The sequence below is a fragment of the Spongiivirga sp. MCCC 1A20706 genome, from assembly GCF_046524175.1.
Classification (GTDB): Bacteria; Bacteroidota; Bacteroidia; order Flavobacteriales; family Flavobacteriaceae; genus Spongiivirga.
Genome location: NZ_JBEFZF010000005.1, coordinates 58717 through 76245 on the forward strand (window position 1 = coordinate 58717; position 17529 = coordinate 76245).

Annotated in this window: 12 protein-coding genes; 1 reads left to right on the forward strand and 11 read right to left on the reverse strand. The window is 38.4% G+C overall.

Translation table 11 applies throughout. From position 1 onward, the window contains the following. Window positions 1–24: 24 nt before the first annotated feature. From ABN763_RS12825 to ABN763_RS12855, 7 genes are all read right to left on the reverse strand, one after another. Complete coding sequence (locus ABN763_RS12825) at window positions 25–1122, reverse strand: cytochrome c oxidase subunit II (protein WP_410485879.1); 1098 nt, start codon at window positions 1120–1122, stop codon at window positions 25–27. Window positions 1123–1242: 120 nt separating this feature from the next. Then, a complete protein-coding gene (locus tag ABN763_RS12830; protein WP_410485880.1) occupies window positions 1243–2607 on the reverse strand; it encodes a quinol:cytochrome C oxidoreductase in 1365 nt (454 codons plus the stop codon). A gap of 23 nt (window positions 2608–2630) precedes the next feature. Beyond that, window positions 2631–3194 carry a c-type cytochrome gene (locus ABN763_RS12835; protein WP_410485881.1) on the reverse strand — a complete coding sequence of 188 codons (564 nt, stop codon included), beginning with the start codon at window positions 3192–3194 and terminating at the stop codon, window positions 2631–2633. 7 nt (window positions 3195–3201) lie between these two features. Then, window positions 3202–3729, reverse strand: coding sequence for a DUF3341 domain-containing protein (locus tag ABN763_RS12840; protein ID WP_410485882.1), 528 nt, complete (start codon window positions 3727–3729; stop codon window positions 3202–3204). Between the two features lie 2 nt (window positions 3730–3731). Further along, a complete protein-coding gene (nrfD, locus tag ABN763_RS12845) occupies window positions 3732–5495 on the reverse strand; it encodes an NrfD/PsrC family molybdoenzyme membrane anchor subunit (RefSeq protein WP_410485883.1) in 1764 nt (587 codons plus the stop codon). A 35-nt stretch (window positions 5496–5530) separates the two neighbouring features. Continuing rightward, the gene (locus ABN763_RS12850; protein WP_410485884.1) at window positions 5531–8692 is read right to left on the reverse strand and encodes a TAT-variant-translocated molybdopterin oxidoreductase; all 3162 of its coding nucleotides are present in this window, start codon (window positions 8690–8692) and stop codon (window positions 5531–5533) included. 124 nt (window positions 8693–8816) lie between these two features. Continuing rightward, window positions 8817–10091 carry a c-type cytochrome gene (locus tag ABN763_RS12855; protein WP_410485885.1) on the reverse strand — a complete coding sequence of 425 codons (1275 nt, stop codon included), beginning with the start codon at window positions 10089–10091 and terminating at the stop codon, window positions 8817–8819. A 222-nt stretch (window positions 10092–10313) separates the two neighbouring features. Between ABN763_RS12855 and ABN763_RS12860 the strand changes: the two genes are divergently transcribed. Then, window positions 10314–10751 (forward strand): SPOR domain-containing protein, encoded by a 438-nt coding sequence (locus tag ABN763_RS12860; protein WP_410485886.1) that lies wholly within the window; start codon window positions 10314–10316, stop codon window positions 10749–10751. Window positions 10752–10873: 122 nt separating this feature from the next. Here ABN763_RS12860 and ABN763_RS12865 read toward each other — a convergent pair whose 3' ends face one another. The 4 genes from ABN763_RS12865 to nusA form a co-directional block, all read right to left on the reverse strand. Next, the gene (locus ABN763_RS12865; RefSeq protein WP_410485887.1) at window positions 10874–11965 is read right to left on the reverse strand and encodes a trypsin-like peptidase domain-containing protein; all 1092 of its coding nucleotides are present in this window, start codon (window positions 11963–11965) and stop codon (window positions 10874–10876) included. Window positions 11966–11983: 18 nt separating this feature from the next. Next, entirely contained in the window at window positions 11984–13138 is a 1155-nt protein-coding gene (locus ABN763_RS12870; protein WP_410485888.1) for a hypothetical protein, read from the reverse strand. A 334-nt stretch (window positions 13139–13472) separates the two neighbouring features. Next, a complete protein-coding gene (gene infB, locus ABN763_RS12875) occupies window positions 13473–16208 on the reverse strand; it encodes a translation initiation factor IF-2 (protein ID WP_410485889.1) in 2736 nt (911 codons plus the stop codon). Between the two features lie 87 nt (window positions 16209–16295). Continuing rightward, entirely contained in the window at window positions 16296–17528 is a 1233-nt protein-coding gene (gene nusA, locus ABN763_RS12880) for a transcription termination factor NusA (RefSeq protein WP_410485890.1), read from the reverse strand. Window position 17529 lies beyond the last annotated feature (1 nt).

Consider the following 17529-nt stretch of genomic DNA (forward strand, 5'->3'; position numbering starts at 1 on the left):
TTTCTTTTTTCTTTATTCTAGCAATTACTGAATTACCTGTGCAAATGTTTGCTGTTCTGACAACCACTTGTTGAAATCTTCCTCTTCTTCAACAACTATTTTAAGTTGCATATTATAATGAGAAGTCCCACAAATCTTATTACACAATAATAGGTAATCAAAAGTATAAGGATCCAGCTCTGATTTTTGATCTTCAGGTGCTTTACCTATGTTAAATTCTCTAATTTCTTTATTCTTATCTCTTCTGATCTCGTTAATGTCTTCTACCTTTTTTGATATTTTATCAGTAGCTCTCATTTCCTCTGTTGTTTTACTAGGCGTAAATGAGAATTGAGTAATCATACCCGGAACACAGTTCATTTGTGCTCTAAAGTGAGGCATATAAGCTGAGTGTAAGACATCTTGTGAACGCATTTTGAATAACACCTTTCTACCCTTAGGCAAACGAAGCTCCGTAGTAGAAACTACATCATCCATTCCACTTGGGTCTGAATCATCGATACCAGTTACATTCTTCCCTTCATAATCATTTAAGAAACGAACATTTGCTGAGCCTAATGTATTATCAGCTCCTGCATACCGAACCTTCCAGTTAAACTGCTGAGCATATAACTCTACTACCAAAGGATCGTCTTCTTCTATATCGACATCCATAATTTCCGTCCACGTAAATAATCCATACAAGATTAATCCAGCTAAGGTAATTACAGGAATAATAGTCCAAATAAACTCTAACCGGTCATTATCAGCGTAGAATAATGCTTTCTTGCCTTTTTCACCTCGGTATTTAAAGGCAAAATAATATAGTAATGCCTGCGTGATAATTTGAACTACAAATATTAAAGCCATTGATATTTGCATCAAAGTATCAAGACCAGCTCCGTGTTCTGAAGCTGCATTACCAATTAAAGGCAAATGCCCATACTTAGCAAAACAAATAATAGTAATGACATAAATGAAGACTAAAAAGCCAAACATTAAATAGCCATTTATCTTATTATCTTTATCATTAGCTATCTGTGAGTTATCAGCACCAACTTGAGATAATTCAAATATCTTAGTGATTTGCCATACAGAAATGGCCACTAAAATCAATACTATAAAAATTAAGAAACTAGTCATCCTTTTTCTTTCCTGTTTTCTTTACTCGATAATCGAGATTTAAATTATCCGGGGTTTAGCCCGAAATCAAAAATTATTTTTCTCAATATTCCTTTTGGAATTAACCGCAAGGTAGTTTTATTAATAGTGAAAATGTTTACTTTCTTCAAGCAGCGGGTTGCGTTTTACAATAAGTGGATGTTTAGCAATAGAGTTAAACACTACTAAAATGAACAATCCTAAAAACAATAACACTGCACCTATTTCACCTGCACCAATGAACCAACGGTCACCTACCGTAGCTGGCATTACCATATTAAATATATCAATATAATGACCTGCTAAAATTACCAACCCTGCCATAATAACAAACCAGTTCATACGCTTGTAATCACTATTCATCAATATTAATAATGGGAAGATAAAGTTCATTACTAACATACCAAAGAATGGTAATTTATAATCTTCGATTCTAGTAACAAAATACGTTACCTCTTCCGGTATGTTTGAATACCATATAAGCATGAATTGCGAAAACCAAAGGTACGTCCAGAAAATACTAATTCCGAACATAAACTTTGCTAAATCATGAATGTGGCTATCATTTACCTGTTCTAAATATCCTCTTGATTTTAAGTATATCGTTACTAAAGCAATTACCGTAATACCTGACACAAACATACTAGCAAATACATACCAACCGAATAAAGTACTAAACCAGTGCGGGTCGAATGACATGATCCAGTCCCAAGACATCATTGATTCGGTATAAATGAAAAATACTAAGAAACCGGCAGCCCATCTAAAGTTCTTTTTGAAATTACTATTGTCACTCGCATTATCTTGCGCTACTGAAAGTTTTCTAGAAATCCAACGATAGAAGTTCCATCCTAAAATGAATATCGCCGCACGAATTAAAAAGAAGGGTATATTTAAGAATCCAGATTTACCTGCAATTAATTTATCATAATGATCACTTTCAGGATTTATCAATTCTGGATCCATCCAATGAAAAATATGGTTTATACCTACACTTGAAAGTACCAGTAGTAATAATACGATCAATGTTCCTGGCAACAGGTAACCTGTAATCCCTTCCATTACTCTAAACAATAATGGAGACCATCCTGCTTGCGCAGCACGTTGTATTGCATAAAATGCCAACACCCCTAAAGGTATCATCATAAAGAAGAATGCGGCCACATATAATGCAGACCAAGGCTTATTTTTTAATTGATGATATACATGCTCAGCATGTTCATCAGCATTACCGTGTCCCGCTTCACCATGTCCTGCTTTTTCACCATGACTATTATCGCCATGCTCTTGAGTAACATCAAAGCTGCCCCCTCCGTGTCCTCCACCATGTGAAGCTTCTTCAGCAAGCATTACTTTTACATCATCAATCGATCCAGGAGCTGAAACATATGCCCAACCCCACAATAGCACTCCTAACACTATTGAAGCAAAGGCAAACATTTTAAGTCTATTAGAAAACGTATACATATCTTACTGTCTCTCTTTAAATCTTATTTGGTTAATTCAGCTCTTAATTGTTGAACGTACATCGTTACTTGCCAACGTTCTTTCTGATTCATTTGAGATGCATATGATCCCATCGAGTTAATACCATGTTGCATTACATGGTAAATACTACCTTCAGTAATTTCTCTTGCAGCATAGCTTGGTACACCCAATATTTTTTCGCGCTGCATTAAAATTCCTTGACCGTCACCTTTAGCACCATGGCACACAGCACAATAAATGTTATAAAGCTCTTTACCTATCTTCATATTATCCTCAATCGCCAAGGTATCAGTAGCCATCGGATTTTTAAGCTCCGCTTTCGCTAGCTCATATCCCTCGTTTGAATTTGCATATTCATAAGGTACATAACCTCTTTTAATAGCACCTTTTGCCGGGATCATTGCTTCTTGACCACCCGGGAAAACCGCATATTCGCCATATGCTTCATATCCCACCGGCTCATACATATTAGGCATGTATTGATAGTTTGGCTTTGCCTTATCTTGACAAGCTACTATCACTAATAGTGCACTTATAAGTAATGATATATTAACTAATCGCTTCATATTTTTATTAATGGTCAGAATCAACAATATTTACTTCAACTGCTCCCGTTGATTGCAATAAGGCAACAACTTCTGCCTCGTTACCATGAGTACTCACTTCCATTAAAAAGTGATCGTCAGTTGTACGAACATCTGGGTTTTCAGCTTTTTTAAACGGCCATAACTTACTGCGCATATAGAAGGTTATTACCATTAAGTGCGCTGCGAAAAACACAGTAAGCTCGAACATAATAGGCACAAAGGCCGGCATATTCTCGATATAACTAAAACTTGGTTTACCTCCAATGTCCTGAGGCCAGTCTTCTATCATGATATAATTCATCATCAAAATAGCTACTGTTAAACCAACGCAACCATACATGAAAGACGTAATTGCTATTCGAGTTCCTTCTAAGCCCATTGCTTTGTCCAGCCCATGCACGGGAAACGGACAATATACTTCTTCAATATGATGCTTTTCAGCCTTTACTTTTTTAACGGCGTTCATAAGTACGTCGTCGTCATTGTATAATGCTTGAACTACTTTATCACTCATAGTTACCCGTTATTATTATTTAGTTCTCTTGCTTGACCTGCCCAGTCATCACGTTGTGCTCTACCAGGGAATGAACCGGTAATTGAGTCTAGCAAGTTGTATTCTTTTTCTGTCATTTTACTCACCTGAGCAAAAGTAAAAATCCCGATTTGATTTAATGTTTTTTCCATTTGAGGACCAATACCCTTTACTTTCTTAAGGTCGTCAGCAGTTTGTGTAGCCGAATCAAAAGTCCCAATACTAGCTAGTAAACTATTGGTCATTTCGTCACTACTCTCTGCTACTGCCTCCACCAAGACTTCCTCTTGCTCGACTTTTTCTGTAGGGGTAACAACTGCACCTCCCGAAGTACGATCATCTGCACCAGTACCTACTAAACTTTGACCCGAATCTCGCAGATCTTTATACTTATCTCCTGATGATTTTAGAATAGTTTTTACTTCCGCCTGCGCAATTACCGGGAATGTTCTTGAGTACAATAAAAATAGTACAAAGAAGAATCCGATAGTACCGATAAATATTCCGATATCAACAAAGGTTGGCTGGAACATGGTCCAAGAAGATGGAAGGTAATCACGGTGCAACGAGGTTACAATAATCACGAAACGCTCGAACCACATACCGATATTTACGACAATCGAAATAAAGAAAGAGAACATGATACTTGTACGCAGTTTCTTAAACCACATAAATTGTGGTGAGAATACATTACAAATCATCATAGACCAATACGCCCAAAGGTAAGGCCCTGTTGCTCTATTCAAAAATGCATATTGCTCATACTCTACTCCTGAATACCAAGCAACAAATAACTCGGTAATATAGGCTACACCAACAATAGAACCTGTAATCATGATTACAATGTTCATTAATTCGATGTGCTGTACTGTAATATAATCTTCCAAATGACATACCTTTCTCATAATAATAAGAAGGGTATTTACCATTGCGAATCCAGAGAAAATTGCCCCTGCAACGAAGTAAGGCGGGAAGATAGTAGTATGCCAACCTGGAATAACCGAAGTCGCAAAGTCAAACGATACAATGGTGTGTACAGAAAGTACAAGTGGTGTAGCAAGACCAGCAAGCACCAATGATACTTCTTCAAAACGCTGCCAATCTTTAGCGCGGCCTGACCAACCAAATGACAAAATACTATATACTCTTTTCTGAAATGGCTTAATCGCGCGATCACGAATCATTGCGAAATCGGGCAATAAACCAGTCCACCAAAATACCAATGAAACCGATAAATAGGTAGAGATGGCAAATACATCCCAAAGTAGTGGTGAGTTAAAATTCACCCAAAGTGAGCCAAATTGGTTAGGAATGGGAAGTACCCAATATGCTAACCACGGGCGACCCATATGAATAATCGGGAACAATCCTGCTTGAATTACCGAGAAAATGGTCATTGCCTCTGCTGAGCGATTGATCGCCATACGCCATTTTTGACGGAATAATAACAATACTGCAGAAATAAGTGTACCTGCGTGACCAATACCTACCCACCAAACGAAGTTGGTAATATCCCAAGCCCAGTTAACGGTTGGATTTAATCCCCACACACCAATACCAGTAGAAATTGTGTAAACAATACACCCTAATCCCCATAAGAATGCCACTAAGGCGATTGAAAAGACAATCCACCACTGACGGTTAGCACGACCCTCAACTGGTGCAGCAATATCGACTGTTACGTCATGATATGACTTACCACCGGTTACTAATGGCCTTCTAATAGGAGCTTCGTAATGCGACGCCATATATAGTTAATTAGATTTTTTAATCAGTTTGTTTATTATGCTTCTTTATCCGTATTTCTCACCTTTACATGGTAAAATACATTTGGCTCAGTCCCTACATGCTCTAACAAGTGGTACATACGATCACTTTCTTTAAGCTTAGCAACTTCGCTTTCTTTATTATTTATGTCACCAAACACTAATGCGTTGCTGCTACATGCAGCCGAACATGCGGTTTGGAATTCGCTATCCTTAACGGTGCGACCCTCTCTCTTGGCATCGAGAATACTCTTTTGTGTCATTTGAATACACATAGAACATTTTTCCATCACCCCGCGAGAACGTACCACAACATCTGGGTTTAATACCATGCGTCCAAGATCATCATTCATATGATAATCAAACTCATCATTCTCATTATATAAGAACCAGTTAAAACGACGTACTTTATAAGGACAGTTGTTCGCACAGTAACGTGTACCTACACAGCGGTTATATGCCATGTGATTTTGTCCTTGACGACCGTGTGCTGTTGCAGCAACCGGACAAACAGTTTCGCAAGGAGCATGATTACAGTGCTGACACATTACCGGCTGAAAAGCAACCTGAGGATTATCAGCTGGATTTTCCATTTCACCAAATCCGCTTAATGAACCATTATCACCCCAAAGTCCGTCTAAGTTGTCTTTTTTCTGATTGTCTCCTTCAAAAGTTTCTTCAGATGAGTAGTAACGGTCAATACGCAACCAATGCATATTACGGCTTCGTCTCATCTCAGACTTACCTACAACAGGCACATTATTTTCAGCATGACATGCTACAACACAAGCACCACAACCGGTACAAGCATTTAAATCAATTGACAAATTGAAATGATGCCCCACAGAACGATCAAAAGAATCCCATAAATCAGCATCAGGCGATGTCACTGGAATTTCCTGATGGTCTTTAGATACCATAGGAATCACGTTCCAACCATTTTTATGGTCATGAGCGTCTACCGTTGCAAATGTATCTAAGGTAGTTTCGCGAATAATATCACCACGCCCCATCAATGTGTTTTGCAGCTGTACACAAGCAAACTCATGCCAGCCATTTCCGGGAGCAGAGACAGTTGCTGTTTGCACATTGTCAAAACCATCATAAATGCTATACGCATTTTGTCCGGTTTGCAATTCATCTTTTACACCTGCTTTACGACCATACCCAAGGGCTACACCAATGGTTCCTTTTGCTTGACCTGGCTGAATAATAACAGGTAACGTAAGTGCCTCGGCACCCTCAACATTCACTGTCGCATAATGACCATTAAGAGCCCCATTTGCAACGTTTTCATTTTTTATACCTAAAGCGGCAGCATCGGAAGCATTCATGGTAACATAGTTATCCCATGAAGCACGAGTAATCGGATCCGGGAATTCTTGCAACCAAGGGTTGTTGGCTTGCTGACCATCACCCATTCCTGTTTTGGTATACAATACTATCTGAGTACCACTTACATCTTTTGCACTTCGCGCAAGCTCGCTTGCCATATTGTAAGCAGATGCTGTCGTTGTGTCACCTTCTATCTCATCGGCGGCAGCTGCAACAACAACTTCCTCTTGAGCAATCGCAGGAGTTTGAAATACACCATCATGCAATGCTTGATTCCATGAAGAATCCACCAATATGGATTCATTCCAGTTATCTTTTACGTAGTCGTAATAGTTTTTATTGCTTAGCGTTAACTGCAATAGTCCGTCTTGAAATTGTCTTGTATCGAACAACGGGCGGATTGTTGGTTGCGTTAAGCTGTAATGTCCTTTTTTGATTTGTGCATCACCCCATGACTCTAAGTAGTGAGGAGCCGCAGCTACAAATTCACATGCATTCGCTGTTTCGTCGGCTTTCATGGCATAGGTCATTCTAAAACCTACTTTAGAAAGTGCATCTTCAAAACCAAGTTTAGACGGCATTGAATACACAGGATTGATACCTGCCATTATAATACCACCTACCTGTCCTGAATGCATTTGCGCCACTAAACTTTCAATCTCTTTATTTGATGAAGAACGAACCATTTTAGGAGCATCAGTGTCGAACGCTTCGCTACCTAACATTTCGTTAATCTCTAAAACTAACGCTTGTGCTGTTGCATCCTGAATACCTGAAACAACAACCGTTTTATTTTTTCCTGCTTCTTTAGCTCGAGCTACCACAGTTTTAATCGCTTTTTCCGCAGATTCCGGAAGGTCTCCTGAAATTGAAGGACCACCTGCAAGCGCAGCATATATTTTAGCCAAGGCTCTTTTCTGTTGCACAGGCGTTAATGGAACACGGTTATCTGCATTTGCGCCAGAAAGGGTCATGTTTGCCTCAAACTGTGCATGATAAGACATTTTACCTTTACCATGATCATTATGCGGCACTCTTCCTTTGGCATAACCAGCATCATACCCTCCACCTTGCCAATCACCAAGAATGTCAGCACCTACTGAAATAATTACATCAGCCTTCGAGAAATCGTAATCAGCTAATGCACGAACACCATATTTGTTTTGAAAAGCGTCTAAGGCAGCTGATTCTGAAACAGCATCATATGTAACATGTCGAACGTTTCCAAAGTTTTCTTTAAACTCATTAATTAACTTCGCAGTTGAAGGACTTGCAAATGTTTGTGTAAGCAACACTAGCTCTTTGCCAGTAGATTTAATATCGACTAGTTGTTTTGCAACCGCGTTATCAAAATCATTCCAAGAAACAGCTTCACCACCTACCGTAGGTCCTTGCAAACGACCACTATCATACAAATCTAAAACCGAGGCAATCACACGCCCATTAGCACTTGCATTTGTCGCTGCTTTATCGTGATTTTTTACAAAAATTGGTCGACCTTCTCTTGTCTTTACCAATACACTTGCAAAATCAAATCCGTTTGCGATGGTCGTTGCGTAATGATTTGCGACTCCCGGAACAATACTATCTGGCTGTACCACATAAGGAATCGACTTAATAACCGGGCCCTCACAAGCAGCAAGTGATGCTGCTGCAGTACTAAAACCAACATACTTTAAAAAGTCTCTTCGAGATGTCGATGACGATTCTAAAACTTCCTTGTCTCCTAGAAATTCATCGGTTGGAATTTCTTCAACAAACTCATTTTGTTTTAAAGCCTCAACAAGGGTGCTGTTTGTATCCAGCTCCTCAACACTTTTCCAGTATTTTTTGTTTGATGCCATATTTGCTATTTACGATTTTAGATTTTCGGAATTCAACCTCCGTTATGCTAAAATTTTTACTCTTTAATTAATTATTCATTTGGTGCTTGTTTCCACTTTATTGGAAAAGAAAACTAAGCCAAGCCTAGTAGTGACACTTACCACATTCTAAACCACCCATTTGGGCCGCAGTAAGTTTTTCAACACCATATTTTTTAGATAATTCTTCGTGAATTTTTGCGTAATATTCGTTGCCCTCTGTCTTCACATTGGTCTCGCGGTGACAGTTAATACACCAACCCATAGTCAATGAAGAATGCTGTGCTAAGATTTCCATTTCCTCAACAGGACCGTGACAGGTTTGACACTCTACTCCCGCAACCTCAACATGTTGGGAGTGGTTGAAATACACAAAATCAGGCAGATTATGAATACGAACCCAATCTACTGGCTTCGTTTCGCCAGTGTATCGCTGGTTTTCAACATCCCAACCGACAGCAGCATACAACTTTTCGATTTCTTTGTTGTAGTCTATACCATACTCATTTTTACCCTCAGCCAATGTTTCAGGTGCTACTTCGGCAATATTTTTATGACAGTTCATACAAACATTGAGTGAAGGTATACCTGAATGCTTACTTACTCGTGCAGACGAGTGACAATATTTACACTCTATCTGGTTATCACCAGCATGTATTCTATGTGAATAGTGAATAGGTTGTTTAGGCGCATACCCTTGATCAACTCCAACTTGCATCATCCAGCCATAAGCAAAATAAGCACTACCCAACAATAAGAATATTGCAGTAACCAATACTAAAAATTGATTTTGAGCAAATGCTTTCCAGATCGGTGTACGCTCTTCTTTTTCCACTACGACTCCGTTAGCCGCAGCAATTTTTCTAAGTGTTTTATTTACCAGCACCAACATGATAACCAGTACCGCAAGGACCAATCCTAAGACAGCAAGAATAATATTATTGGGCACCCCAGATTCCACAGGTTGAGCCACCACTGCTGGACCCGCCTCAACCACAGGTGCAGGTGGCGGTGCCATTGTGTAGGCAATAATATTGTCAATATCTTCATTAGTCAATAACGGGAATGAAGTCATTACCGATTGATTGTACTCATTGTAGATAGCAACAGCGCGCTCATCACCCGACTTTACCATTGCAGAACTGTTCTTAATCCAGCTATACAACCATTCGCGTTCGTATTTATCACCTACTCCAGCCAATGCAGGACCTGTCATTTTTCGATTCAACGCGTGACACGCAGCACAATTAGCTTTAAAAAGCTTTTCGCCCACTGCAGGATCACCATCTTGCGCATTCAATGAAAATGAAAAAGTAACTAATAAAGAAAAAGCGAAACCGAGGAATCGCATACTAGCATTTTGGTAAGAAACCTTCTTCATAATGAAATAAGAATTTTGGGTTTTTTGTGGCATGATTTTTTCTAAAATATTGATGCACATGCATTCAATCAAGCCTCCGCAAATTCGACGACAAAAGTACGACATAGAGACGATTTTGGAAATGTTAGAAAAGCGTTAATATCTAATTTATAATTGTTCTAAATAATAAATGAAGCCCTGTTTAAGTTATTATAATTTACTTTTGTACGTATATAGATTATGATGAAAGCAATTTACACACGAAAACCACTTTTTACTGCAGCTTGTTTGCTGATATTTAGCTTTTTAGGTTTTGCTCAAACTTCTGAAGAAACTCCTCAACAAACTGAAGAGACCATGATCGCTTCCCAAGGAACAGTAAACATTGTTCAAGATGAGAAATTGGCCAAAGTATTAGAACTAAAGAAGCAAGTAAATAAAAATCAAGGCTCTAGAAATATATATCGAATTCAGATTTATAGCGGTTCGCTAAGTGGGGCACAAAATGCCATTAAAAACTTCAGAAAAGACTTTCCTAATGTATCGAATATGTCAGATTGGGATTATCCTAATTACAAAGTATACGTAGGTAGTTTTAGAACATCCATCGAAGCAGACAAGATGCTTATTGAAATCAGAAAGAAATACCCTATTGCATTTAAGCTAAAACCAAAAGGGTAGTCCGTATATTAACTTTAATTTATTAATCAAGTAAAAAACCCACAAGGAACGCTCTTTATTTGAGCTCACCCCCTTGTAGGTTTGAAATAAGTTTCCGCCTTCAGCCTTTTAATTTTTATTTATTAGCTTACCTCTTTCGCATACGTACTCATCGTACAATTATACTCATCGACAAAGAAGTCATCAAGATCATCAGCTTTTAAAGCCAATGCTTTGATTTTATTTTTAATATCGGCCTTTGTTTCATCATCTTTAAAAATGTCACTCATGTGAATTCTATAGCTCACAAAAATGGTATTCTTATAGACTCCTAAATTGAACTCACCTTGGTCACTACTAATCAAATACTCATACAACTTTTCAAGATTTTCCTTAGGCAAATTATTCAATGGTGAAGTGAGGTATAGATAGTTTCGATCCATCACAAAAACACGAATAAGCGAACTACCTTGATGAAATTCCCAAAACTCATGTCCAGCTCTAGTCAATACCGGATTAATTTCTAATGCCGATAACGAATCTTCAATAAACTGAGAGAATTCTGTTAAACTAAGTACGTCGAAAACATCCTTTTGTAGGGTTGCACCACAATTATCGCAGAATTCCTTTACTTCATAACTTAAATTACCGCAACTAGCGCATTGCAATGAAAACTTATCCTCTGCATTATTCTTTACGCTCTCAACAGCTTCCTTTACCGCTTTGGTGGGAATTGCAAAACCTACATTGTCTGCATTATTAAATTTAGAAGAATTTATCCCAACTAATTTCCCATCTTGGGTAACTAAAGGCCCGCCACTATTTCCAGGATTAATCGCTGCATCAGTTTGCACAAAGTGCTTCCCGTTCATATGTTGCTCTGGGTTGGACACAATACCTTCGGTTATTGTAAACGGCATTCCAAAAGGATACCCCAGAGCGAACACTTTCTGTTGTCTTGATGGAATAAGCGTATCGTCGATATCGATTGCATGTTGCACCTCTAACTTTTTCTCAGTACGCAAAATGGCGATATCCATATCAGGATTGGTCAAGATCACCTTGCCTAATATTCTGTTCTTATTATCATCTTCAATTGCCACTTCATGACAGCCTTCAATTACATGATGGTTGGTTAAAATAAGATTTTCATCTTTTAAGTAGAATCCGCTCCCTGTACCTCTTGAAGTTAAAATCTTGAAGGTTGCATCTTTTAATATTTCTAATGTTTGCATTGTTTTTCTTTTAAAATTTTAACCAAATAGTTTCGAGAAGAATCCTTTTTTAGCTGATGATTTAACCGGTTTATTTTCTAAAATAGCGGTCATACCATTATGTAGGGTGGTTGCAGCAATATGCCAATCTTGCCCGCTTGCATTTTGTAAAACAGTTTCAACCTTTTGGTTAATATCATCGGGAATATTGTTGTAGTAATACATATCATAAAAACCAACTAATAAAGTTAAGGTTGCACCCGTGAACTGTTTATCTTGAATTTCTTTTGATGAATTTTCATAAGCGCGCTTCCAGTTTTGCTTTAACGCCTCATGTTCTAATCTTGATTTGATCGAAATGAACGATTCAGCCACATAAATATCTTCTAAATACTCCTCTTTCGTTTTCGCCTTTAGTTTTGCTAAGAAAGTCTTTGCGCGCTGAATACGATCTTGCATATGATCTTTACTATATAGATCACTTATTTGCTTCTCGATATCAGTACGTAATTTACCATTTGGCATAATTAGATACTCAATCTTCTTAAAAGTAATGTTCAGAATATCCCAGTTAAAATACTCCATCCTGTTTTGGTCGAAGTATTGAATGTACGCTTCAGCTTCTTTAATAATACCGTTGTATGTATTCCACGCCTGATCTAAGGTAGCCGCATCATAATTCGTGATCTGTGGCTCGTGTAGCGGACTCACATCAAAAAGATCGATAAATTCGTCATCAAAATTATCGGCATTATGACAAATTTCCTGCAGTATATAATAAATTTTATAAGGCTCGCACAAGTGCCAAGGACAACTATAATGAAAGTTTAGTTGATCGTCTTCCAATTTGATTTGCGCTAGATTTAATGGAGCGAAATTCACCTCGGCCACCTTTCTAAAAAGTGGAATACGTTTTTCTGATCCTACTTTTAAAAAAGGAGCTTTCACCTTAAAATGGGTGTCAGTAAATTCAACCTCAACGACTACACTACCATGTGGTACTTTAAAGTAGGTTTCATTTTCATTTGCATATTTTTTTCTGATATCGAGGTTAACGTAGTCAAAGAGTTCCAAAATAGCCTCTTTGTATTTGTTTTCGTCATACCTGTCTTTTGCATCGTACCATTTAGATACGGTTACCTTAGTGTTTAATGAAGACATTAAGGTTTTGTCAAAACTTAAAGCTTGCCTCATGCGTTGGTTTTTAATGGCACATCGTGCCGATTTTTCGTTTGGTAAAATAGATATCTAAAAGAACACAAATTGAATAACAATATCAAATTTATTCTTTAATATCCTCTACAATACAAATGTATGGTGATGATAGCTTGCTTGTTACCCCGGTAAACCGTGAAAGTGAATGTCCGGTTTTCAGTCAACAGTTTTCGATAATTGTTATTTCTATTGGAATATCTCAATGAAGTAAATCTCAAATTCTAACCGCTTTTTTAAGATTTGAGTTTTAAGTATTAAAACAAAAAAAAGCCCCAGATTTCTCCGAGGCTTTTATTTTATATTGAGTTGATTATTACTTCAACTTCTTTTTCACCGCCACTTCTTGGTAGGCTTCTACTACATCACCTTCCTTGATGTCATTATAACCTTTAATTTGAAGTCCACAATCGTATCCTTTAGCAACTTCTTTCACATCGTCTTTAAAACGTTTAAGTGACGCTAGTTCTCCTGTAAACACCACAACACCTTCACGAATTAATCGAATGCTAGAGTTTCTAAATATCTTACCATCTGTTACCATACAACCTGCAATAGTACCGATCTTGGAGATCTTAAAGGTTTCACGAATCTCCGCATTTCCTGTAATCTCTTCCTTCATCTCAGGAGACAACATACCTTCCATCGCATCTTTCAGATCGTTGATAGCATCATAGATGATCGAGTAGTTTCTAATATCGATTTCTTCTTTTTCAGCTAATTGTCTTGCGTTACCCATTGGGCGCACATTAAATCCAATAACAATCGCGTCAGAAGCCGATGCTAAAAGCACATCACTTTCAGTAATGGCACCTACACCTTTATGTATAATGTTTACCTGAATTTCTTCAGTAGATAGCTTCTGGAACGAATCTGTCAATGCTTCTACCGAGCCATCTACATCACCCTTAAGGATAATGTTCAATTCTTTAAAGTCACCTAATGCAATACGACGACCTATTTCATCAAGTGTTATATGGCGTTGCGTACGTACAGATTGCTCCCGTTGTAACTGTGTACGTTTTGCAGCAATTTGTTTTGCCTCGCGTTCGTCCTCAAATACGTTAAACTTATCACCGGCCTGTGGCGCACCATCTAAACCTAATATCGATACCGGAGTTGATGGTCCTGCTTCTTGCACTTCGTGACCACGCTCATCATGCATTGCTTTCACCTTACCACTGTGCTTACCAGCCAGTACATAGTCCCCTACTCGCAACGTACCTGCTTGCACCATAATGGTAGCAACATAACCACGACCCTTGTCTAGGAATGCCTCTACAATGGTACCATTTGCACGTCTATCTGGGTTTGCTTTTAACTCTAGTAATTCTGCTTCAAGAAGTACCTTTTCCAATAACTCTTTTACACCAAGACCTGTTTTCGCTGAAATATCGTGTGATTGTATTTTACCACCCCAGTCTTCAACCAACAGGTTCATTCCGGCTAACTTCTCTTTAATCTTATCAGGATTCGCCGTTGGCTTGTCAATTTTATTAATTGCAAAAACAATTGGAACCGATGCTGCTTGTGCGTGACTAATTGCTTCTTTTGTTTGAGGCATGATATCATCATCAGCCGCAATTACAATAATCGCCAAATCGGTTACTTGAGCACCACGAGCACGCATAGCGGTAAAGGCTTCGTGACCCGGCGTATCAAGAAATGCTATTTTTTGTCCGCTCTCTAGCTGAACTCCATAAGCACCAATATGCTGTGTAATACCCCCTGATTCACCTGCGATTACATTTTCTTCACGAATATAATCTAGTAAAGAGGTCTTACCATGGTCAACGTGACCCATTACAGTAACGATCGGCGCCCTTGGCTTTAGGTCTTCTTCCTTATCTTCTACCTCTTGAATTTGCTCTTCAATATCTGCCGTAACAAACTCTACTTCATAACCAAACTCTTCAGCAACAATACTTAAGGTTTCAGCATCCAAGCGTTGATTTTGTGTTACCATCATTCCTAAGCTCATACAAGCCGAAATAATATCAGTGATACCAACATCCATCATGGTAGCCACTTCGCCTGCAGTAACAAACTCGGTTACTTTTAATATTTTACTTTCTGCTTCTTGCGCAGCTAGTTCTTCTGCTGTTTTTTGACGGTGAATATCTCTTTTCTCACGACGATATTTAGCACCTTTACCTCTAGAAGATTTCCCTTGAAGTTTTTCAAGCGTCTCTCGTACTTGTTTTTGTACTTCTTCTTCAGTAGGCTCTACTTTTGCTACAGGAGCATTACGACGTCCGCGTCCTTTTCTGTTATCGTTATTACCAAAACGTCTTTGTCCTCCACCTTGTTGGTTATTACCTCCTCCAGGTGTTTCCTTGCTAATGCGCCTTCTTTTCTTTTTACGATCGCCCGCAGCATCTCCCGATTTTGCTTCTTCCTTCTTCTTTTTGGGCTTATCGAATTTTGAAAGATCGATTTTCTTTCCAACCATTTTAGGCCCGGAAAGTTTTTGATATTGTGTAGTAAGCGTTTCTTCTTTTGGCTCAGTAGATTCTTGTACAACTGGCTCTTCTTTTGCCTTAGCTGGTTCTTCTTTTTTGGCAACAACCTCCTTTTTCGGAGCTGTTTCCTTTTTAGCTACGGGCTCTTTTTTAGCTTCTTTCTTTTCTTCTTTAGGCTGCGCAACTGGCTCTTGTGCTTTTGGCTTTTCAACAGCGGCTGCTTCCTCCTTCTTTTTAGGATCAAGGTCAATTTTACCAACCGTCTTAGGACCGCTAAGTGTTGCCTTCGCTTTTACAACTTCTCGCTGCTCTTTAGCTATGCGTTTTTCTTCAAGCTCCTGCTCCATTTGAAGACGTAGTGCTTCCTTCTCCTTGCGCTTTTCCTCGCCAACTTCTTTGGATGCTACTTTCTTCTTTCTGTCAACCTGAAACTCATCCAATAGCACTTCGTACACTTCACTAGAAATCTTGGCAGTCGGGCGCGCTTCAATCTCATGTCCTTTGGATTGAAGATGCTCGACCGCGCGATCTAACGAAATGTTTAGTTCGCGTAGTACTTTGTTAAGTCTCATTACTTTGTTTTCAGCCATACTTTGTTTAAAAAATTTACGCTGTGAAAAATGCTTAAGCCTTTCTCAAATTACAACAAAAATACAATTGCTGCGCTTTCTAGCTAATTATTGTTCAAATTCTTCTTTAAGAATTCGTCTCACCTCATTAATTGTTTCCTCTTCAAGGTCAGTTCGTTTTACAAGATCATCTACATCTTGCTCTAAAACACTCTTCGCGGTGTCTAATCCTACTTTACTAAATTCCTCAATTACCCAAGCATCAATTTCATCAGCAAATTCGGTTAATTCTACATCTTCCTCAACACCTTCTCTAAATACATCAATCTCGTATCCGGTAAGCTGACCTGCCAAACGAATATTGAATCCCCCTTTACCAATAGCCTTAGAAACCTCTTCTGGTTTTAAGAACACCTCAACATGTTTGCGCTCGTCATCAATTTTAAGTGATGTAATACGTGCCGGACTTAATGCTCTGGTGATGAATAATTGTGTATTATCAGTATAATTAATTACATCGATATTCTCATTACCTAACTCACGAACAATACCGTGAATACGCGATCCTTTCATCCCTACACAGGCGCCAACAGGATCGATGCGATCATCATATGAATCAACTGCCACCTTTGCCTTTTCTCCAGGTACACGCACTACCTTCTTCACGTTAATCAAACCGTCAAAAACCTCCGGAATTTCTTGCTCAAACAACTTCTCCAAAAATTCAGGAGCCGTACGAGACATGATAATACTCGGTTTATTGCCTTTAAGATCTACGTTCTCGATAATCCCGCGCACATTTTCTCCTTTTCTAAAGAAGTCAGATGGTATTTGCTTGTCTTTCGGTAAAATGATCTCATTGCCTTCATCATCTAACAAAATAACTGCACGATGACGAATATGATGCACCTCAGCAGTATAAATTTCACCGATCAGGTCTTTAAACTGTTTATAAATATTGGTATTATCGTGTTCGTGAATTTTAGCAATCAAATTTTGACGTAGTGCCAAAATAGACCGTCGTCCAAGGTCAATTAACTTCACCTCTTCTGATACATCTTCCCCAATTTCAAAATCTGGTTCGATCTTTTGTGCTTCGCTAAGTGCTATTTCTTCGTTCTCATCTTCAACCTCACCATCAGCAACCACAATACGGTTACGCCATATTTCTAAATCTCCTTTATCGGGATTAATAATGATATCAAAATTCTCATCACTACCAAATCGTTTTTTTAGTGCATTTCTAAAAACCTCCTCTAAAATCGCCATTAGCGTTACACGATCTATGAGTTTATCGTCTTTAAACTCCGAAAATGATTCGATCAATGCAATATTTTCCATG

Coding starts and splice junctions, on each gene's coding strand:
- ABN763_RS12850 (WP_410485884.1), bottom strand. CDS start 8,692: ATGGCATCAAACAAAAAATACTGGAAAAGTGTTGAGGAGCTGGATACA.
- ABN763_RS12835 (WP_410485881.1), bottom strand. CDS start 3,194: ATGAAGCGATTAGTTAATATATCATTACTTATAAGTGCACTATTAGTG.
- nusA (WP_410485890.1), bottom strand. CDS start 17,528: ATGGAAAATATTGCATTGATCGAATCATTTTCGGAGTTTAAAGACGAT.
- ABN763_RS12865 (WP_410485887.1), bottom strand. CDS start 11,965: ATGCAAACATTAGAAATATTAAAAGATGCAACCTTCAAGATTTTAACT.
- ABN763_RS12860 (WP_410485886.1), top strand. CDS start 10,314: ATGAAAGCAATTTACACACGAAAACCACTTTTTACTGCAGCTTGTTTG.
- nrfD (WP_410485883.1), bottom strand. CDS start 5,495: ATGGCGTCGCATTACGAAGCTCCTATTAGAAGGCCATTAGTAACCGGT.
- ABN763_RS12830 (WP_410485880.1), bottom strand. CDS start 2,607: ATGTATACGTTTTCTAATAGACTTAAAATGTTTGCCTTTGCTTCAATA.
- ABN763_RS12855 (WP_410485885.1), bottom strand. CDS start 10,091: ATGAAGAAGGTTTCTTACCAAAATGCTAGTATGCGATTCCTCGGTTTC.
- ABN763_RS12840 (WP_410485882.1), bottom strand. CDS start 3,729: ATGAGTGATAAAGTAGTTCAAGCATTATACAATGACGACGACGTACTT.
- infB (WP_410485889.1), bottom strand. CDS start 16,208: ATGGCTGAAAACAAAGTAATGAGACTTAACAAAGTACTACGCGAACTA.
- ABN763_RS12825 (WP_410485879.1), bottom strand. CDS start 1,122: ATGACTAGTTTCTTAATTTTTATAGTATTGATTTTAGTGGCCATTTCT.
- ABN763_RS12870 (WP_410485888.1), bottom strand. CDS start 13,138: ATGAGGCAAGCTTTAAGTTTTGACAAAACCTTAATGTCTTCATTAAAC.